Genomic DNA, 19942 nt, shown 5'->3' on the forward strand with positions numbered 1-19942 from the left:
TGACGACGTCAGATTGTTACGACATCCAGATTCCCGGAGTCGGCGTCATTCAGCGCACGCGCGATCAGCGCCATCACCGTTCGAAGATCGTTGTTTGCGCGGTACAGATAGACCGAGGCCATCTCGATGTCGGCGGCGTCCTGATTCCGAAGTCCCGTCAGGCACTCGCTGAATCCGAAACCGAAATCGTCGAGCGTCTGTTGCAGGGCGGCGGTCAACGTCGGATCCGGGCTCGGCAACAACGTGTGTAGTTGCGGCAGGACTGCCTGGCCGGCTTCGCAGGCCCGCTGCATTCCGGCCATGTCAGCGTTGGCTGCCGCGGTGGCCATGTTGTCCCGCTGCGTCAGCAATGCGTCGAGTGGTGATTCGAGTTCGGCAAGCCATGCGTGCAGTTGTTGCGGCGTGGGCGGCGCTTGCTGTTGTGCCGTGGCAACTCTCGCCGGCGCCACGGCATCATCCGGTAACACCAGGCGGACGAGCGAGAAACCGCCGAACATCCAGCCAACGGCCACCGCGGCCGTGATCATCGCCGCCGTGCTCGAGACGAGGAGGCGGCCCTGGCGGTCTCTTTTCGCGGAACTGCCGAGTGAGTGCACGTCGCCATCGGCAACAAGACGCACATCGCGGTCTTCACAGGCGGAAACGACCATCGGAGAATCCTCCCTACTATCAAGGCCTCAGCGGGCAGCCACTCGATGGTGCTCCATTCAGGTGACCACGGCTCGGGCCAAAAGTCCTCCGGCACATAGCCGGAAGGCTCCAGCCCGCCTCACGTCGAGAGCAACCTCCAAACGCGCTGCCTCGCAGACCTCACCGCAGCAGGTGCCGAAGGTCCCTATGACCGCTGCCCATCAGCCCTGCCCGTGAACCGCAGATGAGCGCAACATCATTCACGAATACCCCACCGTTGGCGGGCCGGCGCGTAAAGGACATCGATGAACGACAACCAGCTCACCGCACTCGACGCCGGTTTCCTGCAGGCCGAGGATTCCGACAGTCATGCCAATCTTGCTGTCGCCGTGTTGGCCATCATGGAAGGTCCCGCGCCGGACTTCGCAGAACTGCAGGCTGTGCTCGATGAGCGGTCAGCAACCCTGCCACGCTGCCGCGAGGTGCTTCATTCATTTCCGCTCGACCTCAGCGCTCCAGAATGGGTGCCCGCACACAATTTCGATATCTCCCACCATGTCCGCAGACTCACCGTGACAGCTCCAGGTGATGGCACCGCGGTCCATCGCGCGGTGGCGAATCTGATGGAGCGCAGGCTCGACAGGTCCCGTCCCTTGTGGGAAGCGTGGATGCTGGATGGTCTGGCTGATGGTCGTTGGGCGATCGTGGTGAAGCTGCATCACTGCATCGCCGACGGCGTTGCGGCGACAGCGATGCTCGCTGGAATCTGCGATACCCAGTGGGAAACCCGCGATGAAATACCCAATCTCCCTTCACGATCGGGCCGACTTCCGCTCCGCGGTTTCAATCCGATCACCCTCGGCACCGATGCATGGCGGATGATGAGATCGACCGCCCGCGGTGGTGTGCGCATGGCATTCGGGGCTGCTCAACTCGTCGCCGGCGTGCTCACCGCATCCACTCAGCCCCTCAACGGTCAACTCAGCGATATGCGCCGATTCAGCGCTGTCGAGGTCTCGCTAGGTGACGTCCAGTTGGTCGCCAAACGGTTCGGCGTCACTGTCAACGACGTAGCCCTGGCCGCCATCACCGACGGTTTCCGGTCAGCGATGCTGCAGCACGACCTGCAACCTGAAGCAGGGCCGATCCGCACCGTAGTACCAGTTTCCGTCCGGCCGGCCGAACTACTCCATGTGCCCGACAACCGCGTTTCCGTGTTGCTGCCGGATCTACCCGTCGATCGGCCGGATCCGCTTGAGCAGCTTCGACTGGTCCACAAAAGGCTGACGACTGCAAAAGGCAGTGGGCAGCGCCAAGCCGGCTCCTTGGTCGTGGCCGCAGCCAACCTGATTCCGTTTCCGATAATGGCATCGGCGGTGCGTCTGTTGGGCCGGCTTCCGCAGCACGGCGTGGTTGCGGTGACGACCAATGTCCCCGGCCCCACACAGCGGCTGCGCCTGATGGGCCGTCGAATCGCCGAGCTTGTGCCAGTACCGCCCATCGCGATGGGCATGCGCACCGGCATCGCCATCATGAGTTACGCCGACCGCCTGGCCTTCGGCGTCATCGGAGACTACGACGCCGAGCTTGCCGCGGACGATCTCGCCAGCGGCATCGAGCACGGGATCGCTCACCTGGTCGCTGTGGCGTCCGCCGCGACGCACACTCGCCGGCTGGGACCCCTGATGCTACTCAGCGGCTAACGCACCGCCAACGAGCCAACCTATCGACTTCGAACGGAGTAACCATGATCGATCAGCAATGGGACGCGGACAACTCGATCCTCACCATTCGTCCCGAATCACCTTTGAGTACCGGCGATTTCGCTGCCATCGCCCAAACTGTCGACCCAAAGATCGAGCAAGGCAGTGACCTCGGCGGCCTGATCATCGATGCGCCACACTTTCCTGGGTGGGATAGTTTCGGTGCGATGGTCACCCACATGAGGTTCGTCCACGATCATCACAAGCACGTGAAAAAGATTGCTATCGTGACCGATTCGCCGATGGCGGGTGTCGCACAGCACCTGGTGTCGCATTTCATCGCGGCGGAGATCCGGCCGTTTCCCACCGGCCAGGTCGACCAGGCCAAGGAGTGGATCACGGGTGCGGGGCAGTCTGAGGACCCAAGACCCTAGGCACCGCCACCCCGGCCAGGTCTTCGTCACCGAAGCATCCAGTCCAGTGGTATCGCTCGCAGTGCGCGGAATGCGGCTCGGGATCAAGGAGCGGGCGGAGGCGACTGTGATGACAGCGCGCACCCCGCAACCCGTTGCTTGACAACAGTCGTCCAGCGGCCAATTGTCGTAGCAGCAGATGTTTCTGAAGATCAGGCTCAGGGTATGGCCCTTTTGGTGACCTACACCAGGTTCCGCCTGGCACTACGACCCTGGATGGTCGCAGTACTCGTCGGACTTATCGGCTACTGCGCCTTCCCACTTCAGTGGGTGATCGACTCTCCCCTCAGCCCGACACGGTCCTACATCAGTGAACTGGCGGTCGCCGGCCAACCGTATTATCAGATTTTCAGGATTAGCGACCTCGCCGCCGGCATGGGTCTCGCGGTACTCGCCGGCGTCCTGGCGATCTGGCGCCCATCATCATTGATGCGGATTGGGAGCGCAGCGCTGGCGGTCGGTGCCGCCACTTCGATCGTCGACGCCCTCTCGCCCATGCGCTGCGCCCCGTCGGTTGACCCCCAATGCTGGGCTACCGACCACGCTTCCTTACCGACCCAGCTGTCTCAATTGCACACCATCTCCGGGGTAGTCGGTTTCACCGCAGTCGTCATCGCGATGGCGGCCTATGGGGCCGCACTGGGCAGCCAGCCACGCACGCGCCAGCTGGGTTGGGTCGGGCTCGTCGTCGCGGCGACCGGCGCGGCACTCGGTTGCATCGAAATCGCGACTGCGCTCGCGGATACAGATTGGACAGGGCTCTTCGAGCGCATCCATGTTGCCGTCGTCAGCGCGTATCTCCTGACGCTGACTCTCGTAGTCGCACGCACAACGAACTCGACCTATGGACGATCCGTGCTCAGTTCCGCTCCGGACTGAATGGCAGGTCCCAAGGCTCCCGACGACGCCCTCGCACGGTCAATGACCCATCATGCCGGGCATGCCCATGCCCGGCATCATGCCGGCCTGCATGGGCATTTCATTCGGTGGCAGACCACAATTCGCTCGGCGATCCATCATCGGTTGATGGATGCTCTTCATGTCGGCGGCGACATCTGGATGCGCGTCAAGGTAACCCTGCATCGCCATATGCCGCTCGTGCGGACTACCCATCTGCATTGCCTGCCGGAACACCTGCTCCACGTCGGGGTGCGCGTCGAGGTAGTCGGCCATCTGATCCATCACCGCGGCGTGACTACGCATCATCTCCGAGGGCGAACACGGATCCCATGGCTGGGCGCCGGCTGTACCTGCCACGGTGAGCGCGAACGCCCAGGTGGCAGCCCCGGCGACAATCGCCTTAAGGACGCGTCGGTAATCATTACCACCATTGACACAGTTACGCATGACGAAAAATCCCTTCTGGTCATCCAATTCGCCGCTACCCGGTAGAAGCGTTACCTGACAACAACATTCACCGTGACGGACACACTGTCATTCAGTGTTCGGATCCCAGCGCCAGTCCGTCACCTCCGGCATATCCTCGCCGTACGTCCGGATCCAGTCACGATGCCGATCCTGAGTTGCAAGCATGTCTGCGCGCAGTGCGCTCGCACCGGGCCCATCCAGTCTGGGCGTCAGGTCGATCGTGTCGATCACCAGCTGGAAACGATCCATCTTGTTCAGCACCAGCATGTCGAAAGGCGTCGTCGTTGCGCCCTCTTCCAGATATCCGCGCACATGTAGGTGTTGATGGTTGCGCCGGCGGTAGGTCAGCCGGTGAATCAACGACGGGTAGCCATGATAGGCAAAGATCACCGGCCGGTCGGTGGTGAACAACGTGTCGTACTCCGCATCGGTCATGCCGTGCGAATGCTGGGTGTCGGACTGCAGCCGGAACAAGTCGACAACATTGACCACACGAATCTTCAGCTTCGGCAGACGGTTTCGCAAGATCGACACCGCAGCCAGCACCTCGGTCGTTGGCACGTCGCCGGCACAGGCGAGTACCACATCGGGCACTGAACCCGCATCGGTGCTGGCCCATTCGAAGATGTCCGCGCCGCGTGCGCAGTGCAGCGCGGCTTGCTCCGCGGTCAGCCACACCGGAGCGTCGTTCTTCCCCGCGACGATCACGTTGATGTAGTCCCGGCTGGCAAGACAGTGCGCCGCCACCGACAGCAAGGTGTTGGCATCCGGCGGCAAGTAGATGCGGGCAATTTCGGCACGCTTGTTGGCGACGTGGTCGATGAAGCCGGGATCCTGGTGCGAGAAGCCGTTGTGGTCCTGGCGCCACACGTGCGAGGTGATCAAGTAATTGAGTGACGCGATCGGTGCACGCCACGGCAGCTGCCGACTTACCTTGAGCCACTTGGCATGCTGGTTCACCATCGAGTCCACGACGTGGGCGAAAGCCTCATAGCTGTTCAGCAGGCCATGTCGGCCGGTCAGCAGGTAGCCCTCGAGCCACCCCTGACACAGATGTTCGGAAAGGACCTCCAGCACGCGCCCGTCATGGGCCAGATGCTCGTCGGTCGGCAAAACCGCAGCGTTCCACTGCTTCTCGGTGACGTCATACACATCACCAAGCCGATTCGACGCGGTCTCATCGGGTCCGAACAACCTGAAGTTGCGGTAGCAGGCGTTGCGGACCATGACCTCACACAGATACCGACCAAGTGTGCGGGTCGGCTCTGCGGTGGCGTCTCCGGGCCTGACGGTGGAGACGGCAAATTCCTTGAAGGCAGGCAGGTGCAACGGCGTCAGCAACAGGCCGCCGTTGGCGTTGGGGTTCGCGCCCATCTGACGTTCGGGCGCCGGAATGTTGTCGGTGACCAGCGTTGTCGGGCAACCCATCTCGTCGAAGAGCTCATCGGGATGGTAGGAGTACAGCCATTCGACGAACTGCCTGCGGTGTTGTGGGTCGGTGCGGACGTCGGCGATGGGGACCTGATGGGAACGCCAGGTTCCCTCGACAGGCAGACCGTCGACCTGTCGAGGTCCGGTCCAGCCTTTCGGTGTCCGTAGGACGATCATCGGCCACTGCGGGCGCGGTAGTGGTGAGGAGGCAGTGCGGGCAGCATTCTGGATTTCGCTGATCATCGCCACGGCGCGGCTCAACGCCGCAGCCATGTCCTGATGCAACTGTTGTGGATCATCACCGCCGACGTAGATCGGGTGATGCCCGTATCCGCGCAACAGGCAATCCAGTTCGCCGTCAGTGATCCGAGCCAGCACGGCCGGATTGGCGATCTTGTACCCGTTGAGGTGCAGGATGGGTAGCACCGCGCCGTCTGTCGCCGCGTTGATGAACTTGTTGGAATGCCAACTGGCCGCCAGTGGCCCGGTCTCTGCTTCACCATCGCCGATGACGCACGCTACCAACAGATTCGGGTTGTCCAGCGCAGCCCCGTAGGCATGTGCGAGCGAATACCCGAGCTCGCCGCCCTCGTGGATCGAGCCGGGAACTTCCGGTGCCACGTGACTGGGAACGCCACCGGGAAAAGAAAATTCGCGAAACAACGTAGCCATGCCGTGGCCATCACGTGCGATGTCTGGACGTGTTCGGGTGTAGTTGCCCTCGAGCCAGGCGTTCGCAAACAGTGCCGGCCCGCCATGCCCGGGACCGATGACGTACATCGCATCGAGATCGTGATCGATGATGGCGCGATTCAAGTGCGCGTAGATGAAGTTCAGTCCCGGGGAGGTGCCCCAGTGTCCCAACGGGCGCGGCTTGAGGTGTTGGCGCTCCAACGGCGTTCGCAGCAGCGGGTTGTCCATCAGATAGATCTGGCCGGCGGTGAGATAGTTTGCGGCCCGCCAGTACGCATCAACCGATCGCAGTCGCTCCGCCGACAACGGCTCGCTCAACTCACGTGTCGCGCTGGTCATCGGGTGGACTCTCGGGCATGGGGCCGAGCAACGAACACGGGGCAATTCGCGTGGTGGATCAGCTTGTGGCTGGTAGAGCCGAGGAACAGCCCGGTTGCGTCACCGCGCCCGTGGCTTCCGGTGACGAGCAACTGGGCGTGCTGAGCATGGCCCAGCAGGACCTCCGCCGGATTGCCGACTGCGGTGATTCGGCGGACGGTGACATCGGGGTATTTCTCCTGCCACCCGGCCAATCGCTCAGCCAACAGCATTGCCTGCTGGTCCTCGCGCGCCCGGCCGATCAGGTCGTTCCAAGGCGGTTCGGAGTAGTAGAAGTAGGACGGCACGTAGCTCCACGTCAGAACCGCATTCAGTTCCGCGCCACGCATCGAGGCTTCCTCGAACGCCCAGGCAATCGCATCTTCGCTGTCTGGACCACCGCTGATCCCGACCACGACAGAACCTGTGACGGGCACCCCGGGCGCACGGACCACGACCACCGGGCTGTGCCCGTGCGCTGTCAGCGCCACTGCTACCGACCCGGCGAGCAGTCCGGTGAACGCATTGAGTCCGCTGGAACCCAAGACGGTCAGGAACGCGTCCCGCGACAGGTCGATCAGCACCCGGGCTGGGCGACCGGCCTTTCTGGTCAGCGCCACCTCTAGCTCAGGGTCCAGAACCTTGACGTGATCCATTGCTTCGTCAAGAAAGCGTTGGCCAGTCGTTTCCAGATACTCGAAGAAGCTCTCCGACGCACCGGGATTGAATCCCAGCGCAAAACTCTCGAAGTCGACGGCGTGCACCAAGCGAAGTGGAAGGTTGCGCAACTGCGCCTCGTTGACGGCCCAGTTCAGGGCGAGCAGCGACGAGCTCGATCCGTCGATTCCGACCAAAATGTAAGGGCGGGGGAATAATTCGGTCACAATGTCCTCCGATGATTCTGCCGATCCGGTGTCCATGACGCTACGGTCGCGCCGTCTCGGCTGATATGGCCGAAAGTCACTCGATGAGTGACCAGTAGCCACCGTTGAAGACCGTCGGCCCCGCGGTGACTCCTGGGGAACTCCCAAGGGCCTTTGTGCCCTCGACCCGGCCGCTATCTCGCGTCAGGATTCGATTACACATCCACGGGCGGCTTTCGCTATGGAGTACACGAAATGTACAGGGGGAAACCATGATCGAAACCAACACCGGCGATTCCGTCGTGGTCGGTATCGACGGTTCGACAGCTGCCGTGTACGCCGCCCACTGGGCTGTCGCCGAAGCAATTGCCCGCGACGTACCACTGCGGCTGGTGAGTTGCATCCAACGTCCGCAGTGCTCGGACCAGATGGCCATCGAATACGTCACGACCTGTCTGCGGGCAGCCCACGCAGCCATCGACGACACTGCGGCTCAGGTAAAAATCGAGACCGCCGTAGTGGTTGGTGACCCGACCGCCGCATTGATCGAAGAATCCCGCCAGGCGGCCATGGTGTGTGTCGGGTCGGTCGGAATCGGCCGATTCGCAAAAGCATTGTTCGGCTCTACAGCCGCGGGTGTGGCTGAGCGTGCGTCGTGTCCGGTCGCCGTGATCCGCAGTTACTCTCCGCACCGGCGGACGCCTGTCGGCTCGATCGTTGTCGAGGTGAATGACTGGGAAGAGAACCACGACGTGATCGCCGCGGCGGTCGCCGAAGCGCAACTGCGTGGGCGGCCCGTTATTGCGGTCGGCGAGTGTCCAGCCGAGACGGGGAAGAGCGCACGTCAGGAGTTACTGAGCCGCACTGCGGCGTGGCAGGACCTCCATCCCGACGTGTACATCACCCCGGTAGCCGTCACGAGCAGCTTCGTCCGATACCTCGCGACCACAAGCGAACCGATCAGTCTTGTCGTTGTCGGCGCCCATGACGCGCCGGACCTTTCGAGCATCATCGGGTCGAATGCCGATCGAAACTGCGACAATCCGTCAGTCTTGATTGCGCGCGCATGAGTAAGGGGTAGCCGCCAAACGGCTACCCCTTACCTCAGCGGTCTGACTACCGAGCCTGCGGCCGGGCGACCAACACCGGGCACGCCGCATGCTGAACCAGTCGGTGGCTCGTCGAACCGAGGAACCATCCGGCGACGTTTCCATGTCCGCGGGTCCCGGTGACGATCAGCTGCGCGCGCTGGGCATAACCCAGCAGGACGTGCCCGGGGTGGCCCGCGGCGATGACCCGCCGGACGGCGACCTCAGGGAACTTCTCCTGCCAGCCGGCCAACCGTTCTGACAACAGCATCGCCTGCTGGTCCTCACGCGCCGGACCCGGCAGCTCTTCCCATGTCGGTTCGATGTAGTCGAAATAGGCTGGTACATAACTGGATACGAGGACTGCGAGCAGTTTCGCGCCGCGCAGCGAAGCTTCCTGGAAGGCCCAGCCGATCGCTTCCTCGCTATCGGGAGCACCGCTGATGCCAACGACCACAGGTCCACCGGCGTGAGCGCCCGGCGCGCGGACCACAACCACGGGACTGTGACCGTGCGCAGTCAGCGACACCGCCACCGAACCCGCGAGCAGCCCGGTGAATCCGTGCAGTCCGCTCGAGCCGACGACGGTGAGATATGCGTCCTTCGACTGTTCCTCCAGGAGCTGCGCAGGACGGCCCGTGAGGATGTGCACCGACACTTCCACCTCGGGCGCGAGTGCCTGAACACGCTCCTTGGCTTCGTTGAGGAAGTTCTGACCCGCCGTCTCCACCTGCTTGAAGAAACTCTCCGAGGCACCCGGATTGAATCCCATCACGAAATTGCCGTAGTCGACGGCGTGAACCAGCCGCAGCGGCAAGTTACGCAGCTGCGCCTCACCAATGGCCCACAGCAAGGCCTCAAATGACGACCTTGAACCGTCGATGCCAACCAAAATGTAAGGACGAGGAGATAATTCGGTCATGGTGCCCGCTCCAGACGAAAGTGCGAAATCCGACACCTCCAACGGTACGTACGCCGACTGATCGGCGCTACGGCCAAAGGTCACTCGTCGCTGAAGTAGGTCACTTTCGCGAGGACTTCGTGGCCACTTCGGAAGAGGGCTGCACCAGTGTCAACAGAGCTTCAGTGACGGCGTCGAGGTCCTTTTTCGCGGCCGGGTTGTTGGTCGAGGTGCTGTTGAGCGCGCCAATGACCAAGTCCCGCAGTATTCGTGGGTCGACGTCGGTGCGGACCACGCCGGCTCGCCGGCCGGATTCGAGTACACCCTGCCAGACCCGAGCGAACCGACGCTCGTGTGGCACATGCGCGGCACGCAGATGCGGCGGCAGCGTCTCGACCATCCGGACGACTGCAGCGGCCCGGTCGTCGCTGGCATGCAGGGCTTCGAGGTGACCACTGATCGCCGCCCTGAGCCGGTCACGAGGGGAAGCTCCCTCCGGCACCGAGTCGATGGCGTGCACCAGTGCGGCCCTTGCTGATTCGACGCCGTCGACCAGCGTGGCCGCGACCAGTTCGTCCTTGGTCGGGAAATGGAAGTACAGGCTCCCGACCTGCAGGCCGGCCGCGGCCGCGATCCGCCGCAGACTGGCCCCGCCGTAGCCGTGCTCGGCGAACTCGGCGGCAGAGACTTCCAGGATTCGGCGCCGGGTCCGGGCAGCCTTGCTGTCGAGAACCTCCATCACGCCACTCTATCGAATCGGACGATCGTTTGGTTATAGTAATTCGGACGATCGTTCGATTCCTAAGGAGTTACCCCCGTGACCGCCTCAGTTCGCCGTACTCAGGACCACATGTGGCATGACGTCTTTCTCCCGCCCGAGATCGTCGAGCTCCGGACCCGCGCGCGTGCATCGGTCGCTCAGCACCTGGCACCCGTTGCCCGCGACATCGGCTCCCGAGAGGAGTCGGCCGACAGTTTTCCGTGGGTGGCATTCCGCGGGCTCGCCGCCGACGGGTTGTTCGGCGTGCCCTTCGAATCGGCGCACGGCGCCGGGCTGGCGCATCCGATGCTGGGCACGTGCACTGTCGCCGAGGAGATCGCCTACGAATCGTCCTCGATGGCAGGCGTCTACGACGGTCAGTGCATTCTGGTCCCGGCGACGCTGCGTCATGCGAGCCCTCGGTTGCGCGACGCACTGATCCCCGACCTCGTGACCGGCAAGCAGGCCTTTGCCTTCGCCACCACCGAACCGGACACCAGCTCGGACCTGACCGCCGAACGGCTCGGCACCTACGCCGAAGAGGACGGCGATGAGTTCGTCGTCACCGGCCGCAAACGCTGGATCACCAACAGCATCGTGGCCGGCTGGGTCTCCATGCTGGTGCGTGCCGGGCGCGACGGCAATCGCGCGCACATGCTGCTCATCGACCTGAACAGCCCGGGAATCCGGATCGGCCGCCCCGACCTGAAGATGGGCCATCGGGGGCAGATCACCGCCGATATCGTCCTCGACAACGTACGGGTGCCGCGGGAAAACCTGCTCGGCGAACCCGGGCGTGGCATGGCCGTCGCGCTGTCGGCCTTGGTGCGCGGCCGGATCGGCATCGGTGCGGCCGGCGTCGGCGTGGCGCAGGCCGCGCTCGACCTCGCGGTACACCGGTTGCAGACCCGCCATGTCTTCGGCAGCCCACTGGGCGCCATGCAGCACTGGCAGTTCCAGATGGCCCAGCGCGCAACCGAAATCGAATGCGCGCGCAACCTGTACCAAAAGGCCGCGATGCTGCTCGACACCGGTGATGCCACGGCCGAGCCCGAGGCCGCGATGGCGAAGGCCTACGGCACTCGGCTGGCGAACGACCTGGTGCGCGAAGCCATCCAGATTCACGGTGCGCTGGGTTTCGCTCGGCAGGTCGGCGAAACGGGCGAATCGGTGCGTCTCGAAGAGATGTACCGGGACGCCAAGATCCTCGAGATCTTCGAGGGCGCCAACGAACTCCAGCAGTGGATCGTGGCGCGCCGCCTGATCGGCCGCGACATCACCGGATAGTGCGGTTGAGTACCTCGATCAGGCCCTCAGTCTGAAACGCCTTTCGACGACTGGCTGTTGGGCGATGCAGTGATGCCAACCTGATCGGGCACGTCCTCGGACTGGCCCTGTCCGAGGCCACCGCGCAGCGAATCGAAGATGGCCAGGCCCTGCCCCACCAGGCCGGTAGCGATCTCCCCCAGACCGTCGGCGCCGTTGAGGACGGTCAGGTTGGCTCCCGAAAGACCTTGCGCGGCTTGCTTGACGATCTCGGGCAGTTGGTCGATCAGCATCCGGTCCAAGGCGACCCGATTGTGCGACGCGGCGGCCTCAGCCTGAATCTTCATCTTCTCCGCGTCGGCGACCGCAAGGATCCGGACCCGCTCCGCCTCCGCCTCGGCCGGCTTGACCACCTCCGAGATGAGCTCCTGCTGCCGGAGGTCTGCGGCGCGCTGCGCCAACTCGGTCCGCATTTCCAGCACTTCCCGCTGGGCGCGCGCTTCGGCAAGCGGTCCGGCCTGGGCGGCTTCGGCTTGAGCTTTGTCGACCTCAGCCTTGTACTGCGCCTTGACAATTGCCGTCTGCCGGGCAAACTCGGCCTGTTTGCGCTGCGATTCCTGCTCGGCCTCGGCGGCAGCTTGGTTGGCCCTCGCTTGGGCGATCTGAGCTTCCTGCTGGATGGCCGCGTTATGTGGGGCCGACATCGCGAGGATGTATCCCAGATCGCCGTCATCGATCGACTGGATCTGCAGGGCGTCGACAGTCAGCCCGATCTTGACCATCTCCTGTTTGGACCCATCGAGGACTTCAGTGGCGAGCTTCTGCCGCTCCTTGATGATCTGCTCAACGGTCATCGACCCGATGATGGAGCGAAGGTGGCCGGCGAAGATACGCCCAGTGAGCACCGACATCTGGTTCTGATCGGACAAGAATCGTTGACCGGCGCTGACGACGCTCTCACTGTCGTTGCCGACCTTGAATGCGATCACCGCCCGAACGTTCAAGGTGATCCCTTGCTGGGTGACACATTTCTCTTCGACTTCGGCCTCACACATTGCCAGCGTGAGGAACCGAACCTTTCGGAAGAACGGCATGATGAACGCGCCGTGACCGGTGACGACGCGGAACGGCGCATCTCCGGCGGAGCGGCCACCGGAGATCAGCATGGCCTGGTCGGGTGCGGGAACTCTGTAGCCAAACATGTTGAACTCCTTGAGTATTGGTGCCTATTGCTCGGCACATCAGCCGTCAGAAACGACGCCGGTCCAGGCTTCGACCACGACTGCACGCGGACCTCGGGTATCGATCACCAACACCTGGGTCCCCCGGCTCAGCGGCTCCGCCGACCAGGCCAGATATGCCTCCTTCGCCCCCCGCAGGTTCAGCAGAACTTCTCCCGCGCCCGCGGCACCGCGGGTCGCCACAATCAGCGGCCCGACACAGCCGATCACCGAGACGTCACCCACCACTTACATGCTCCTCCAACCGGAGCCTGGTGTCCGCCGCCTCGGGCCTGTCGGGGCCGCGAGCTACTCGGCCTCGCCCACCTCTTCGAGGCGCTCGCCCACCCGAGCCAGCGCCTCGTCGAACACGTCGACCTTCTCACCACGCTTTTCGTTGGCCGGTTGAGCGGCGCCGCGGCCGCCTTCGGCCTCCACGCGGGCCGCACCCTGGCGTCGCAGCAGGCTGAAGTTCTTCTCGCGCGCTTGCCTGAGCCTGCTCTGCAGTTCCTTCAGCGCCTTCGCGTCCAAGCGGGCCAGCGCGTCGGGGTGGCTCTCGGCGATCAGCGAGTTTTCCTGCGGAGTCAGGTTCACGTGGATGCTCATGATTGATTAATAGCCCGTGAAATTGACGCGCGCTTGACGAATCACTCGACCACTTCGGCCGGGCGCGGCATAATTCTTTGTGATGGCCACAACAATCGACGCCCCCGGGGTGCGCGCCCTGCCGCTCGCGCCGAAGAACCCGCTGCCCTTGCGGCAGTTGGTGACCACGCGGCAATTGCACACCGGACTGGTGCTGCTGAGTGAAGTCGGCGGACCCGTCAGCCGCATCGCCGTCGCGCCGAAGCGCGTCGCCCCGCCCGTCGTGCTGGTCACCTCCCCCAGCGGGATCCGCGATGTGCTGGGCCGCACCGACAACCTCGCCGAGCGCTCCACGATCCATGAGGAAGTGCGCAACGTGGTCGGCGACAACCTCTTCGTGTTGCCCAACAACGCCTGGCCGCCGCGCCGACGCGCCTTGCAGCCGGTGTTCACCAAGCAGCACGTGGACCGCTTCGGCGGGCACATGACCCAGGCGGCGCAGACCAGTGCTGATCGCTGGCGCGACGCCCGTGACGTCGACCTGGACACCGAGTGCCGGCGGCTCGCGATGCGGTCGCTCGGCTACTCGATTCTCGGTCTCGACATCAACGAGCACAGCAACACCATCGCTGAGAACATGCACGTGGCCTCGCGCTACACGGCCGATCGCGCCCTACGACCAATCAAGGCACCCAAGTGGCTGCCGACGCCGGGACGCCGTCGCGCTCGTGCCGCGGTGGCCCGGATGCGCCAGATGACCATGGACGTCCTGCAGGACTGCCGCGCGAATCCGGACCGCGATGCACCCCTGGTCAAGGCGCTGCTCGCGGCCGCCGATCCCGAGACCGGCCAGAAGTTGTCCGACGACGACATCTGCAACGACCTGCTCATCTTCATGCTGGCCGGCCACGACACGACGGCGACGACGTTGACGTATGCCTTGTGGCAGCTCGGGCACAACCCTGACATGCAGGACCGGGTTGCCGCCGAGGTTGCCGCGGTCGGCGATCGGGAGCTGACACCCGACGACGTTTCCCGCCTCCCGTACACCGCCCAGGTGCTCAACGAGTCGCTGCGGCTGTGCCCGCCGGCGGCGGGTGTCGGCCGGACGGCGACGCAGGACATCGTGGTCGACGGGTACCGCGTGGAAGCCGGCAGCATCGTGGCCATCGGGATCAGCGCCGTGCACCGGGACCCGACGTTGTGGGACCGCCCGCTGGCGTTCAACCCCGACCGGTTCAGCCCGGAGAACTCCAAGAACCGCGACCGCTGGCAGTTCATCCCGTTCGCCGCCGGTCCGCGGTCGTGCATCGGTGAGCACTTCGCGATGCTGGTGACCACGCTGGCGCTCGCCACCATCGTGCGGTCGAACCGCATCGAGTCTCTGGACGCCGACTTCCCGCTCGAGTCCCCGTACACGACGGTCGCGAAGGGGCCCATCCCGGTTCGAGTCGCCGCGCGGGTGTGACGTCGGCGTTGGCCACGGCTCGGAGCGTGCTCGACTGGGACCACAACGCCTACTACCACCGCGTGCTGCTCGAGGCGGCGCTCCCGCGACTGGCCACGTGCGGCGCCTGCTCTTCTGGCGATATCTACTGGTCTGGCAGAAGCCGGCCGCGTAGCCGACAGAGTGTCCCGGCCCGACAAATCAGCAACAACGTCAATTCCGCCCGCGCTGCCTCACTGTCGGTGCAACGATGACTCGGTAAGCAAGTTCGCTCATCAGTCGCGGAGGCCGGCCATGCCCGAGCACCGTCCCGCCGAGGCCTGCCACGTAATCCGACTGCGGGACGGGCGCCAGTTGAGCTACGCGCAATACGGCGATCCGGGCGGTTTCCCGATACTCAACAACCACGGTGGGCTGGCCTGCCGACTCGATGTCTCCGCCGCAGCGCCGGTCGCCGAGTCATGTGGGGTCCGGCTCATCTCCCCCGACCGACCCGGCGTCGGCAGGTCGGATCCGCGGCCGGACCGCACCATCCTCGACTGGACCCGCGACGTCACCGAACTGCTCGACCAACTCGAGATCGACAGCTTCGCCGTCATGGGCTGGTCACTCGGCGGCCAGTACGCGGCCGCAGTCGGCTACGCGCTGCCGCCGCGCGTGACTCGCGCAGCCATCATCGCCGGCGCCATCCCTCTGACCGAACCAGGCGCGTTCGACGGTCTGCCACCGATCGACCGCAGCTACATCCGGCTATCGCAACGCACACCGTGGGCGGCCCGGCTGGGCTTTCGCACGATGACGCTCGCCGCGACCTGTGCCCCCGATCTCTACGGCCGGCTTGCCGCGCGCGACCTCGGGCCCGCGGACGCCGCGGTGCTGAAGGCCGAGGGTTTCGCAACGTTCGCGAACCTCTCGCGAGAGGCACTCCGGCAACCCCAGGGCGTCGTCGAGGAGTACCTCGTCATGGTCCGCCCGTGGGGCTTCCGGCCCGAGGATATTCAAGTGCCGGTGGATATCTGGGGCGGCACCGACGATCAACTCATCGATCCGTCGTGGCCGGGAGAACTGGCTCGCCGCATCCCAGGCGCAACACTGCACATGGGACCGAGCGGCCACTTCCTGGCACACCTGTACTACCGGGACATCTTCCAGAGATTGCTACCGCCGACCTGATGGCCGGCCGGCTCTCAAGGCTCGCGACTGCCCGACGAAGTGAGCCTGTCCAGCACGTCCAGGGCCTCGCGGCACCAGTCAACCCAGGCCTGTTCGGTACGCAGCCCCGCCTTCAACACGAGGTGGCGTAGCACATCGGCGTCGGCGACCGGGGCGGCGAAATCGCGCGCATCGATCTCGCGGTAGTTGACCAAGGTCGCTTCGTGCACATCGAGATGGTGCGCGATCACCGCACGAACGGCCCCGGTTTCGCCCAGCGCCGCGGCGGCACGCACGCGTACAGCGATAGACATCCGCTCCGGCGCGGGATCATCGATGCCACAAAGCCATTCGCTCAGTGCCACGTGTCCGGCCGGCGTGATACTGAACCGCTTGGGCTGGCCGCGCTCAGGGCGATCTGGAGTCGAGGACTCGGCCAGTCCGGCGTTCTTGAGCCGGTCGAGCTCCCGATAGATCTGCTGGTGGGTCGCCGGCCAGAAGTAGCCGAATGACCGATCGAACCGGCGGGTGAGTTCAATGCCGGTCGATGCCCGCTCCGTGAGCGCGGTCAGTATGGCGAATTGCAGCGACATGGCGCGATCGTAGGTCCAGTGGGGTTTCCCGCGGCGGAACGCAGGCGGTTTGTGCGGTTCTGCATGCTCAAGAGTCTTGCCACCACAATTATCCAATCTGTTGCATAAAGCCACGACGGCAGCCGGGACCGTCGCGCAACGCTCCCCAGACCCGGCCAATTGCCAACGTATTCGAGCACCGCCCGCGACGTGCAAGCTTCAAGCCAACCGCGATTATGCCACTAGTTGCATAATCGCCGAAGCGAGATTAAAGTCCAGTCCAACCACGGTTCCCGATTCGAAGGGCTATCACCACAATGGGTCTGCCTCCCGTCCTCGCACAGCGCCTGTCCTTGCCGGTCGTCGCATCGCCGTTGTTCCTTTGCTCGGGGCCCGAACTGGTGAAGGCGGAGTGCCAGGCGGGTGTCATCGGGTCGTTTCCCGCGCTCAACGCCCGTCCCTCAAGCCTGCTCGGCGATTGGCTGGACGAGATCGAAGAGTCGAACGCCGCCTACGCGCTCGCCAATCCCGGCGCCATCGTCGCGCCGTTCGCCGTCAACCAGATCGTGCACCGCTCCAACGACCGCCTCGAGCACGACATGAACGTCATCGTCGAGCACAAGGTCCCGATCGTCATCACCTCGCTCGGCGCACGACCCGAGATCAACGACGCCGTGCACTCCTACGGCGGCATCGTCCTGCACGACATCATCAACAATGAGTTCGCGCACAAGGCCATCGACAAGGGCGCCGACGGCATCATCGCCGTCGCGGCCGGTGCCGGCGGCCATGCCGGGACCCAGTCCCCGTTCGCCCTGGTCCGTGAGATCCGCGAGTGGTTCGATGGCCCACTGCTGCTGTCCGGCGCCATCGCGCACGGCCGGTCGGTGCTTGCCGCGCTGGCCGCCGGCGCCGACTTCGCCTATGTCGGTTCGGCTTTCCTGTCCACCGACGAAGCCAATACGGTTCCCGAGTACAAGCAGATGATCGTCGACTCCAGCGCCTCAGAGATCGTCTACAGCAACCTGTTCACCGGCGTGCACGGCAACTATCTACGCGGCAGCATCGTGGCCCAGGGTCTCGACCCGGACAACCTGCCCGAATCCGACGCCTCCGCAATGAATTTCGGTTCCGGCGGGAACACGGACGCGAAGGCTTGGAAGGACATCTGGGGCGCCGGTCAGGGCGTGGGCAGCATCAAGGAACGCCTCACCGTCGCACAGCTCGTGCAAACACTGAAGACGCAGTACGTGGAGGCCAGCCAGGACCTGCTGGGCCGAGTACTCGCCGACGACGTTCTCGAGCCGGCGCACTAGCGTTACGCCGCCTGGCGCTCAACGCTTTTCGTACACCATCGCACCGTCGTAGACGGTCGCGGCCACCAGCGAGGCATCCAATGCCGCCAGGGCGTCGCGCGGCGGGGCCGACAACACGCACAGGTCCGCCGGCGTCCCCACCGCCAGCTCACGAGGCACGTCCGGCTTTTGCGGCGCTCCCAGGAACATGCCCAATGCGGTTGCGGCGTAGATGCTTTCCTCCGCACCGAGCACTCGGCCCGCGGGCGTGCGGCGGTGTACCGCCGCACGCATCGCCGCCCACGGATCGGCGTCCCCGAACGGCATATCGGTGGACAGCGCGACGGGAATCTGCGCGCCGCACAGCGACGCCACCCGCCACAGCTGGCAGTGTTCGTCCGCAGACACGTCGGTGAAGTATTGGTCGCCGCGCTCGGCCACGAAGTTCGGCTGAGTTACCACCAGCACGCCGAGGTCGCGCAGGTCACTCAGACAGTCGTCGGGGATGACGGCGCCATGCTCGATCCGGTCCCCGGCACGCGCCCCCGCCTGCCGCAGCGCCGCGATCGCGACGACGAGCTGCATGGCCGTAACACAGTGCAGCGCAACGATTCCGCCTTGGCGGTGCCGAGCCGCGATCCAGTCGGCCAGCGCGTCGAGATTGAGATCGTCGTCGTGCAGGATGCGTTTGGCCGGGGCCAGGATTTCGACGCGTTGCCGCAGTTCGCAGTGCCGACGTGCCTCGGCGAAGTCCATCACGTCCTCGACGGTCAGGTTGGGTGTCGCGTCGGTGACACCGGTGACGCCGAAGGCCGACAGACGCCTACTGACCTCGCCGAGCCCGGCGTCGCTGCGTTGCAACGAATGTGTCCAGCTGGGGTCGGCGCTGCGCAGCCTGCCGTCGGGGTGTCCAGGCAAGCCGACGGCCGTCAACCCCGCGGAGTTCAGGGTCCACAACACTCCGCTGCGGTGCTGCACCCGCACCGGCACATTCGGTGAAACCTCATCGAGCACAGTGCGATCCAGTGGACCGGCGACCGCCTCGTGGTAGCCGACAGCCCGGATCCAGCCGTCTTCTCCGACAGCAGCCTGCGCCAGGACCGCACGCAGCGCATCGCGGCTGCGCACCTCCCCCGGGGCGACGCGCACCGACGTCAATGCCGCTGCCGCCGAACGCAAGTGGACGTGATGATCGTGCAGCCCGGGGACGACGGTCCCGCCGGCGGCGTCGAAGACGTCCTCGCCGTGCATTGGCTCGAGACTGTCGGCGACGGCCTCGAGCCGCCGGCCCAGTCGGATATCCACCGTCCGGCCGTCGAGCAGCACGGCTCGTTGAATCAGCATTGCGCCGTGGTCCTTTCCCGAATGATCGCCTGCACCTGCATGTTGTCGGCGCCCAGCTCTGCGGCGCGCGACGACAGCACGGGCGCCGCCGGCTGCCCAGCCGGACCGCCGTTGTCGCCGCTGGCGAACGGTAGCGCGGCGTACTCGGCTGCCACCGACGCGAGAGCGATCTCGATGATCTCGCCGCCTCCGCATTGCAGCGACTCTGCCACCGCCAGCGCGGCGTGCATGCCCGTCAACGGGTCAGCGATCGCGTCACCGCAGAACACCGGCCCAGTACCCGCTGGATCATGGCCGACCAGACCACCGGATACCGCCGCATCGTCACCGAACCCCACCCAGTGGGCGCGACCGCCGTCAGTACCGTGACCGGTGACCCGCAGCCACACCCGACCATCGCGACCCGGGACGTCGGTCGGCCCAAGACCCCGATGCGCCAAGGCATTCGGACGCGATGATTCGATCACCACGTCGGCCACCGCCAGCAACTGCCGCAGGTCGTCTGGCTGGTCGAAATCGACCGCATAACAGAGCTTTCCGGCATTCATCCAGTCGAAGAATCGTCGCTCGCCCTGCCGGGTGCCGTCGGGCCGAGACGGGCTTTCCACCTTGACCACCGTCGCGCCCGCCCGCGCCAGTAGCTGCCCACACAACGGTCCGGCCCACATCGAGGACAGATCGACCACCAGTAGGCGGGCGTAGTCCCGAAACGGATTTCGGTTGCCGTGCCGCCGCACCACCGGCGCGGCGGCAGCGGTCTCCCCCAGTACGCCGACGGGCAGCCCGAGCAGTCG

At 64.9% G+C, this 19942-nt stretch carries 20 protein-coding genes; 8 read left to right on the plus strand and 12 right to left on the minus strand.

Features of this window, described 5'->3' with window-relative positions; translation table 11 throughout:
- Nucleotides 1-8 precede the first annotated feature (8 nt).
- Nucleotides 9-650, minus strand: coding sequence for a hypothetical protein (locus TL10_RS11420; RefSeq protein ID WP_043985735.1), 642 nt, complete (start codon nucleotides 648-650; stop codon nucleotides 9-11).
- A gap of 285 nt (nucleotides 651-935) precedes the next feature.
- Between TL10_RS11420 and TL10_RS11425 the strand changes: the two genes are divergently transcribed.
- From TL10_RS11425 to TL10_RS29570, 3 genes are all read left to right on the plus strand, one after another.
- Nucleotides 936-2333, plus strand: coding sequence for a wax ester/triacylglycerol synthase family O-acyltransferase (locus TL10_RS11425; protein ID WP_043985737.1), 1398 nt, complete (start codon nucleotides 936-938; stop codon nucleotides 2331-2333).
- A gap of 44 nt (nucleotides 2334-2377) precedes the next feature.
- On the plus strand, nucleotides 2378-2767 hold the full coding sequence (locus tag TL10_RS11430) for a SpoIIAA family protein (protein ID WP_043985738.1): 390 nt from the start codon (nucleotides 2378-2380) through the stop codon (nucleotides 2765-2767).
- 204 nt (nucleotides 2768-2971) lie between these two features.
- Entirely contained in the window at nucleotides 2972-3685 is a 714-nt protein-coding gene (locus tag TL10_RS29570; RefSeq protein ID WP_052506390.1) for a DUF998 domain-containing protein, read from the plus strand.
- 39 nt (nucleotides 3686-3724) lie between these two features.
- Here TL10_RS29570 and TL10_RS11440 read toward each other — a convergent pair whose 3' ends face one another.
- From TL10_RS11440 to TL10_RS11450, 3 genes are read right to left on the minus strand one after another with little or no spacing between them, the layout of a single operon-like run.
- Complete coding sequence (locus TL10_RS11440) at nucleotides 3725-4180, minus strand: heme-binding protein (protein WP_110789039.1); 456 nt, start codon at nucleotides 4178-4180, stop codon at nucleotides 3725-3727.
- 60 nt (nucleotides 4181-4240) lie between these two features.
- A complete protein-coding gene (locus TL10_RS11445) occupies nucleotides 4241-6637 on the minus strand; it encodes a phosphoketolase family protein (RefSeq protein ID WP_082067925.1) in 2397 nt (798 codons plus the stop codon).
- A complete protein-coding gene (locus TL10_RS11450) occupies nucleotides 6634-7539 on the minus strand; it encodes a universal stress protein (RefSeq protein ID WP_234711433.1) in 906 nt (301 codons plus the stop codon). Before TL10_RS11450 ends, TL10_RS11445 begins: the two co-directional genes overlap by 4 nt.
- A 281-nt stretch (nucleotides 7540-7820) precedes the next feature.
- Here TL10_RS11450 and TL10_RS11455 point away from each other — a divergent pair, with 281 nt between their 5' ends.
- Nucleotides 7821-8588 carry a universal stress protein gene (locus TL10_RS11455; RefSeq protein WP_234711434.1) on the plus strand — a complete coding sequence of 256 codons (768 nt, stop codon included), beginning with the start codon at nucleotides 7821-7823 and terminating at the stop codon, nucleotides 8586-8588.
- A gap of 46 nt (nucleotides 8589-8634) precedes the next feature.
- On the opposite strand, the gene TL10_RS11460 is transcribed toward TL10_RS11455, so the two are convergent.
- Complete coding sequence (locus TL10_RS11460; protein ID WP_043398798.1) at nucleotides 8635-9528, minus strand: universal stress protein; 894 nt, start codon at nucleotides 9526-9528, stop codon at nucleotides 8635-8637.
- 100 nt (nucleotides 9529-9628) lie between these two features.
- Entirely contained in the window at nucleotides 9629-10246 is a 618-nt protein-coding gene (locus TL10_RS11465; protein ID WP_043985741.1) for a TetR/AcrR family transcriptional regulator, read from the minus strand.
- Nucleotides 10247-10357: 111 nt separating this feature from the next.
- On the opposite strand from TL10_RS11465, the gene TL10_RS11470 reads away from it, so the two are divergent.
- On the plus strand, nucleotides 10358-11554 hold the full coding sequence (locus TL10_RS11470; protein WP_052506391.1) for an acyl-CoA dehydrogenase family protein: 1197 nt from the start codon (nucleotides 10358-10360) through the stop codon (nucleotides 11552-11554).
- A gap of 26 nt (nucleotides 11555-11580) precedes the next feature.
- On the opposite strand, the gene TL10_RS11475 is transcribed toward TL10_RS11470, so the two are convergent.
- The 3 genes from TL10_RS11475 to TL10_RS11485 are packed head-to-tail and all read right to left on the minus strand — an operon-like array spanning nucleotide 11581 to nucleotide 13359.
- The gene (locus tag TL10_RS11475) at nucleotides 11581-12735 is read right to left on the minus strand and encodes an SPFH domain-containing protein (RefSeq protein WP_082067926.1); all 1155 of its coding nucleotides are present in this window, start codon (nucleotides 12733-12735) and stop codon (nucleotides 11581-11583) included.
- Between the two features lie 39 nt (nucleotides 12736-12774).
- Nucleotides 12775-13002, minus strand: coding sequence for an NfeD C-terminal domain-containing protein (locus tag TL10_RS11480; protein WP_234711435.1), 228 nt, complete (start codon nucleotides 13000-13002; stop codon nucleotides 12775-12777).
- Between the two features lie 60 nt (nucleotides 13003-13062).
- Complete coding sequence (locus tag TL10_RS11485) at nucleotides 13063-13359, minus strand: hypothetical protein (RefSeq protein ID WP_043985743.1); 297 nt, start codon at nucleotides 13357-13359, stop codon at nucleotides 13063-13065.
- A gap of 82 nt (nucleotides 13360-13441) precedes the next feature.
- Here TL10_RS11485 and TL10_RS11490 point away from each other — a divergent pair, with 82 nt between their 5' ends.
- Complete coding sequence (locus TL10_RS11490; RefSeq protein WP_192830215.1) at nucleotides 13442-14806, plus strand: cytochrome P450; 1365 nt, start codon at nucleotides 13442-13444, stop codon at nucleotides 14804-14806.
- Nucleotides 14807-15079: 273 nt separating this feature from the next.
- A complete protein-coding gene (locus tag TL10_RS11495) occupies nucleotides 15080-15958 on the plus strand; it encodes an alpha/beta fold hydrolase (RefSeq protein WP_043985745.1) in 879 nt (292 codons plus the stop codon).
- Nucleotides 15959-15972: 14 nt separating this feature from the next.
- Here the strand turns inward: TL10_RS11495 and TL10_RS11500 are convergent, their stop codons facing one another.
- Nucleotides 15973-16530 carry a PadR family transcriptional regulator gene (locus TL10_RS11500; protein WP_043985746.1) on the minus strand — a complete coding sequence of 186 codons (558 nt, stop codon included), beginning with the start codon at nucleotides 16528-16530 and terminating at the stop codon, nucleotides 15973-15975.
- Nucleotides 16531-16826: 296 nt separating this feature from the next.
- On the opposite strand from TL10_RS11500, the gene TL10_RS11505 reads away from it, so the two are divergent.
- A complete protein-coding gene (locus TL10_RS11505) occupies nucleotides 16827-17825 on the plus strand; it encodes an NAD(P)H-dependent flavin oxidoreductase (protein WP_043985747.1) in 999 nt (332 codons plus the stop codon).
- 18 nt (nucleotides 17826-17843) lie between these two features.
- Here TL10_RS11505 and TL10_RS11510 read toward each other — a convergent pair whose 3' ends face one another.
- A complete protein-coding gene (locus TL10_RS11510; RefSeq protein WP_043985749.1) occupies nucleotides 17844-19148 on the minus strand; it encodes an amidohydrolase family protein in 1305 nt (434 codons plus the stop codon).
- A partial coding sequence (locus tag TL10_RS11515) for a CoA transferase (protein WP_043985750.1) occupies nucleotides 19142-19942 on the minus strand: 801 nt, incomplete at its 5' end. The genes TL10_RS11515 and TL10_RS11510, both read right to left, overlap by 7 nt.

The organism is Mycolicibacterium llatzerense (assembly GCF_000878195.1).
In the GTDB taxonomy this organism is placed as follows: Bacteria; Actinomycetota; Actinomycetes; order Mycobacteriales; family Mycobacteriaceae; genus Mycobacterium; species Mycobacterium llatzerense.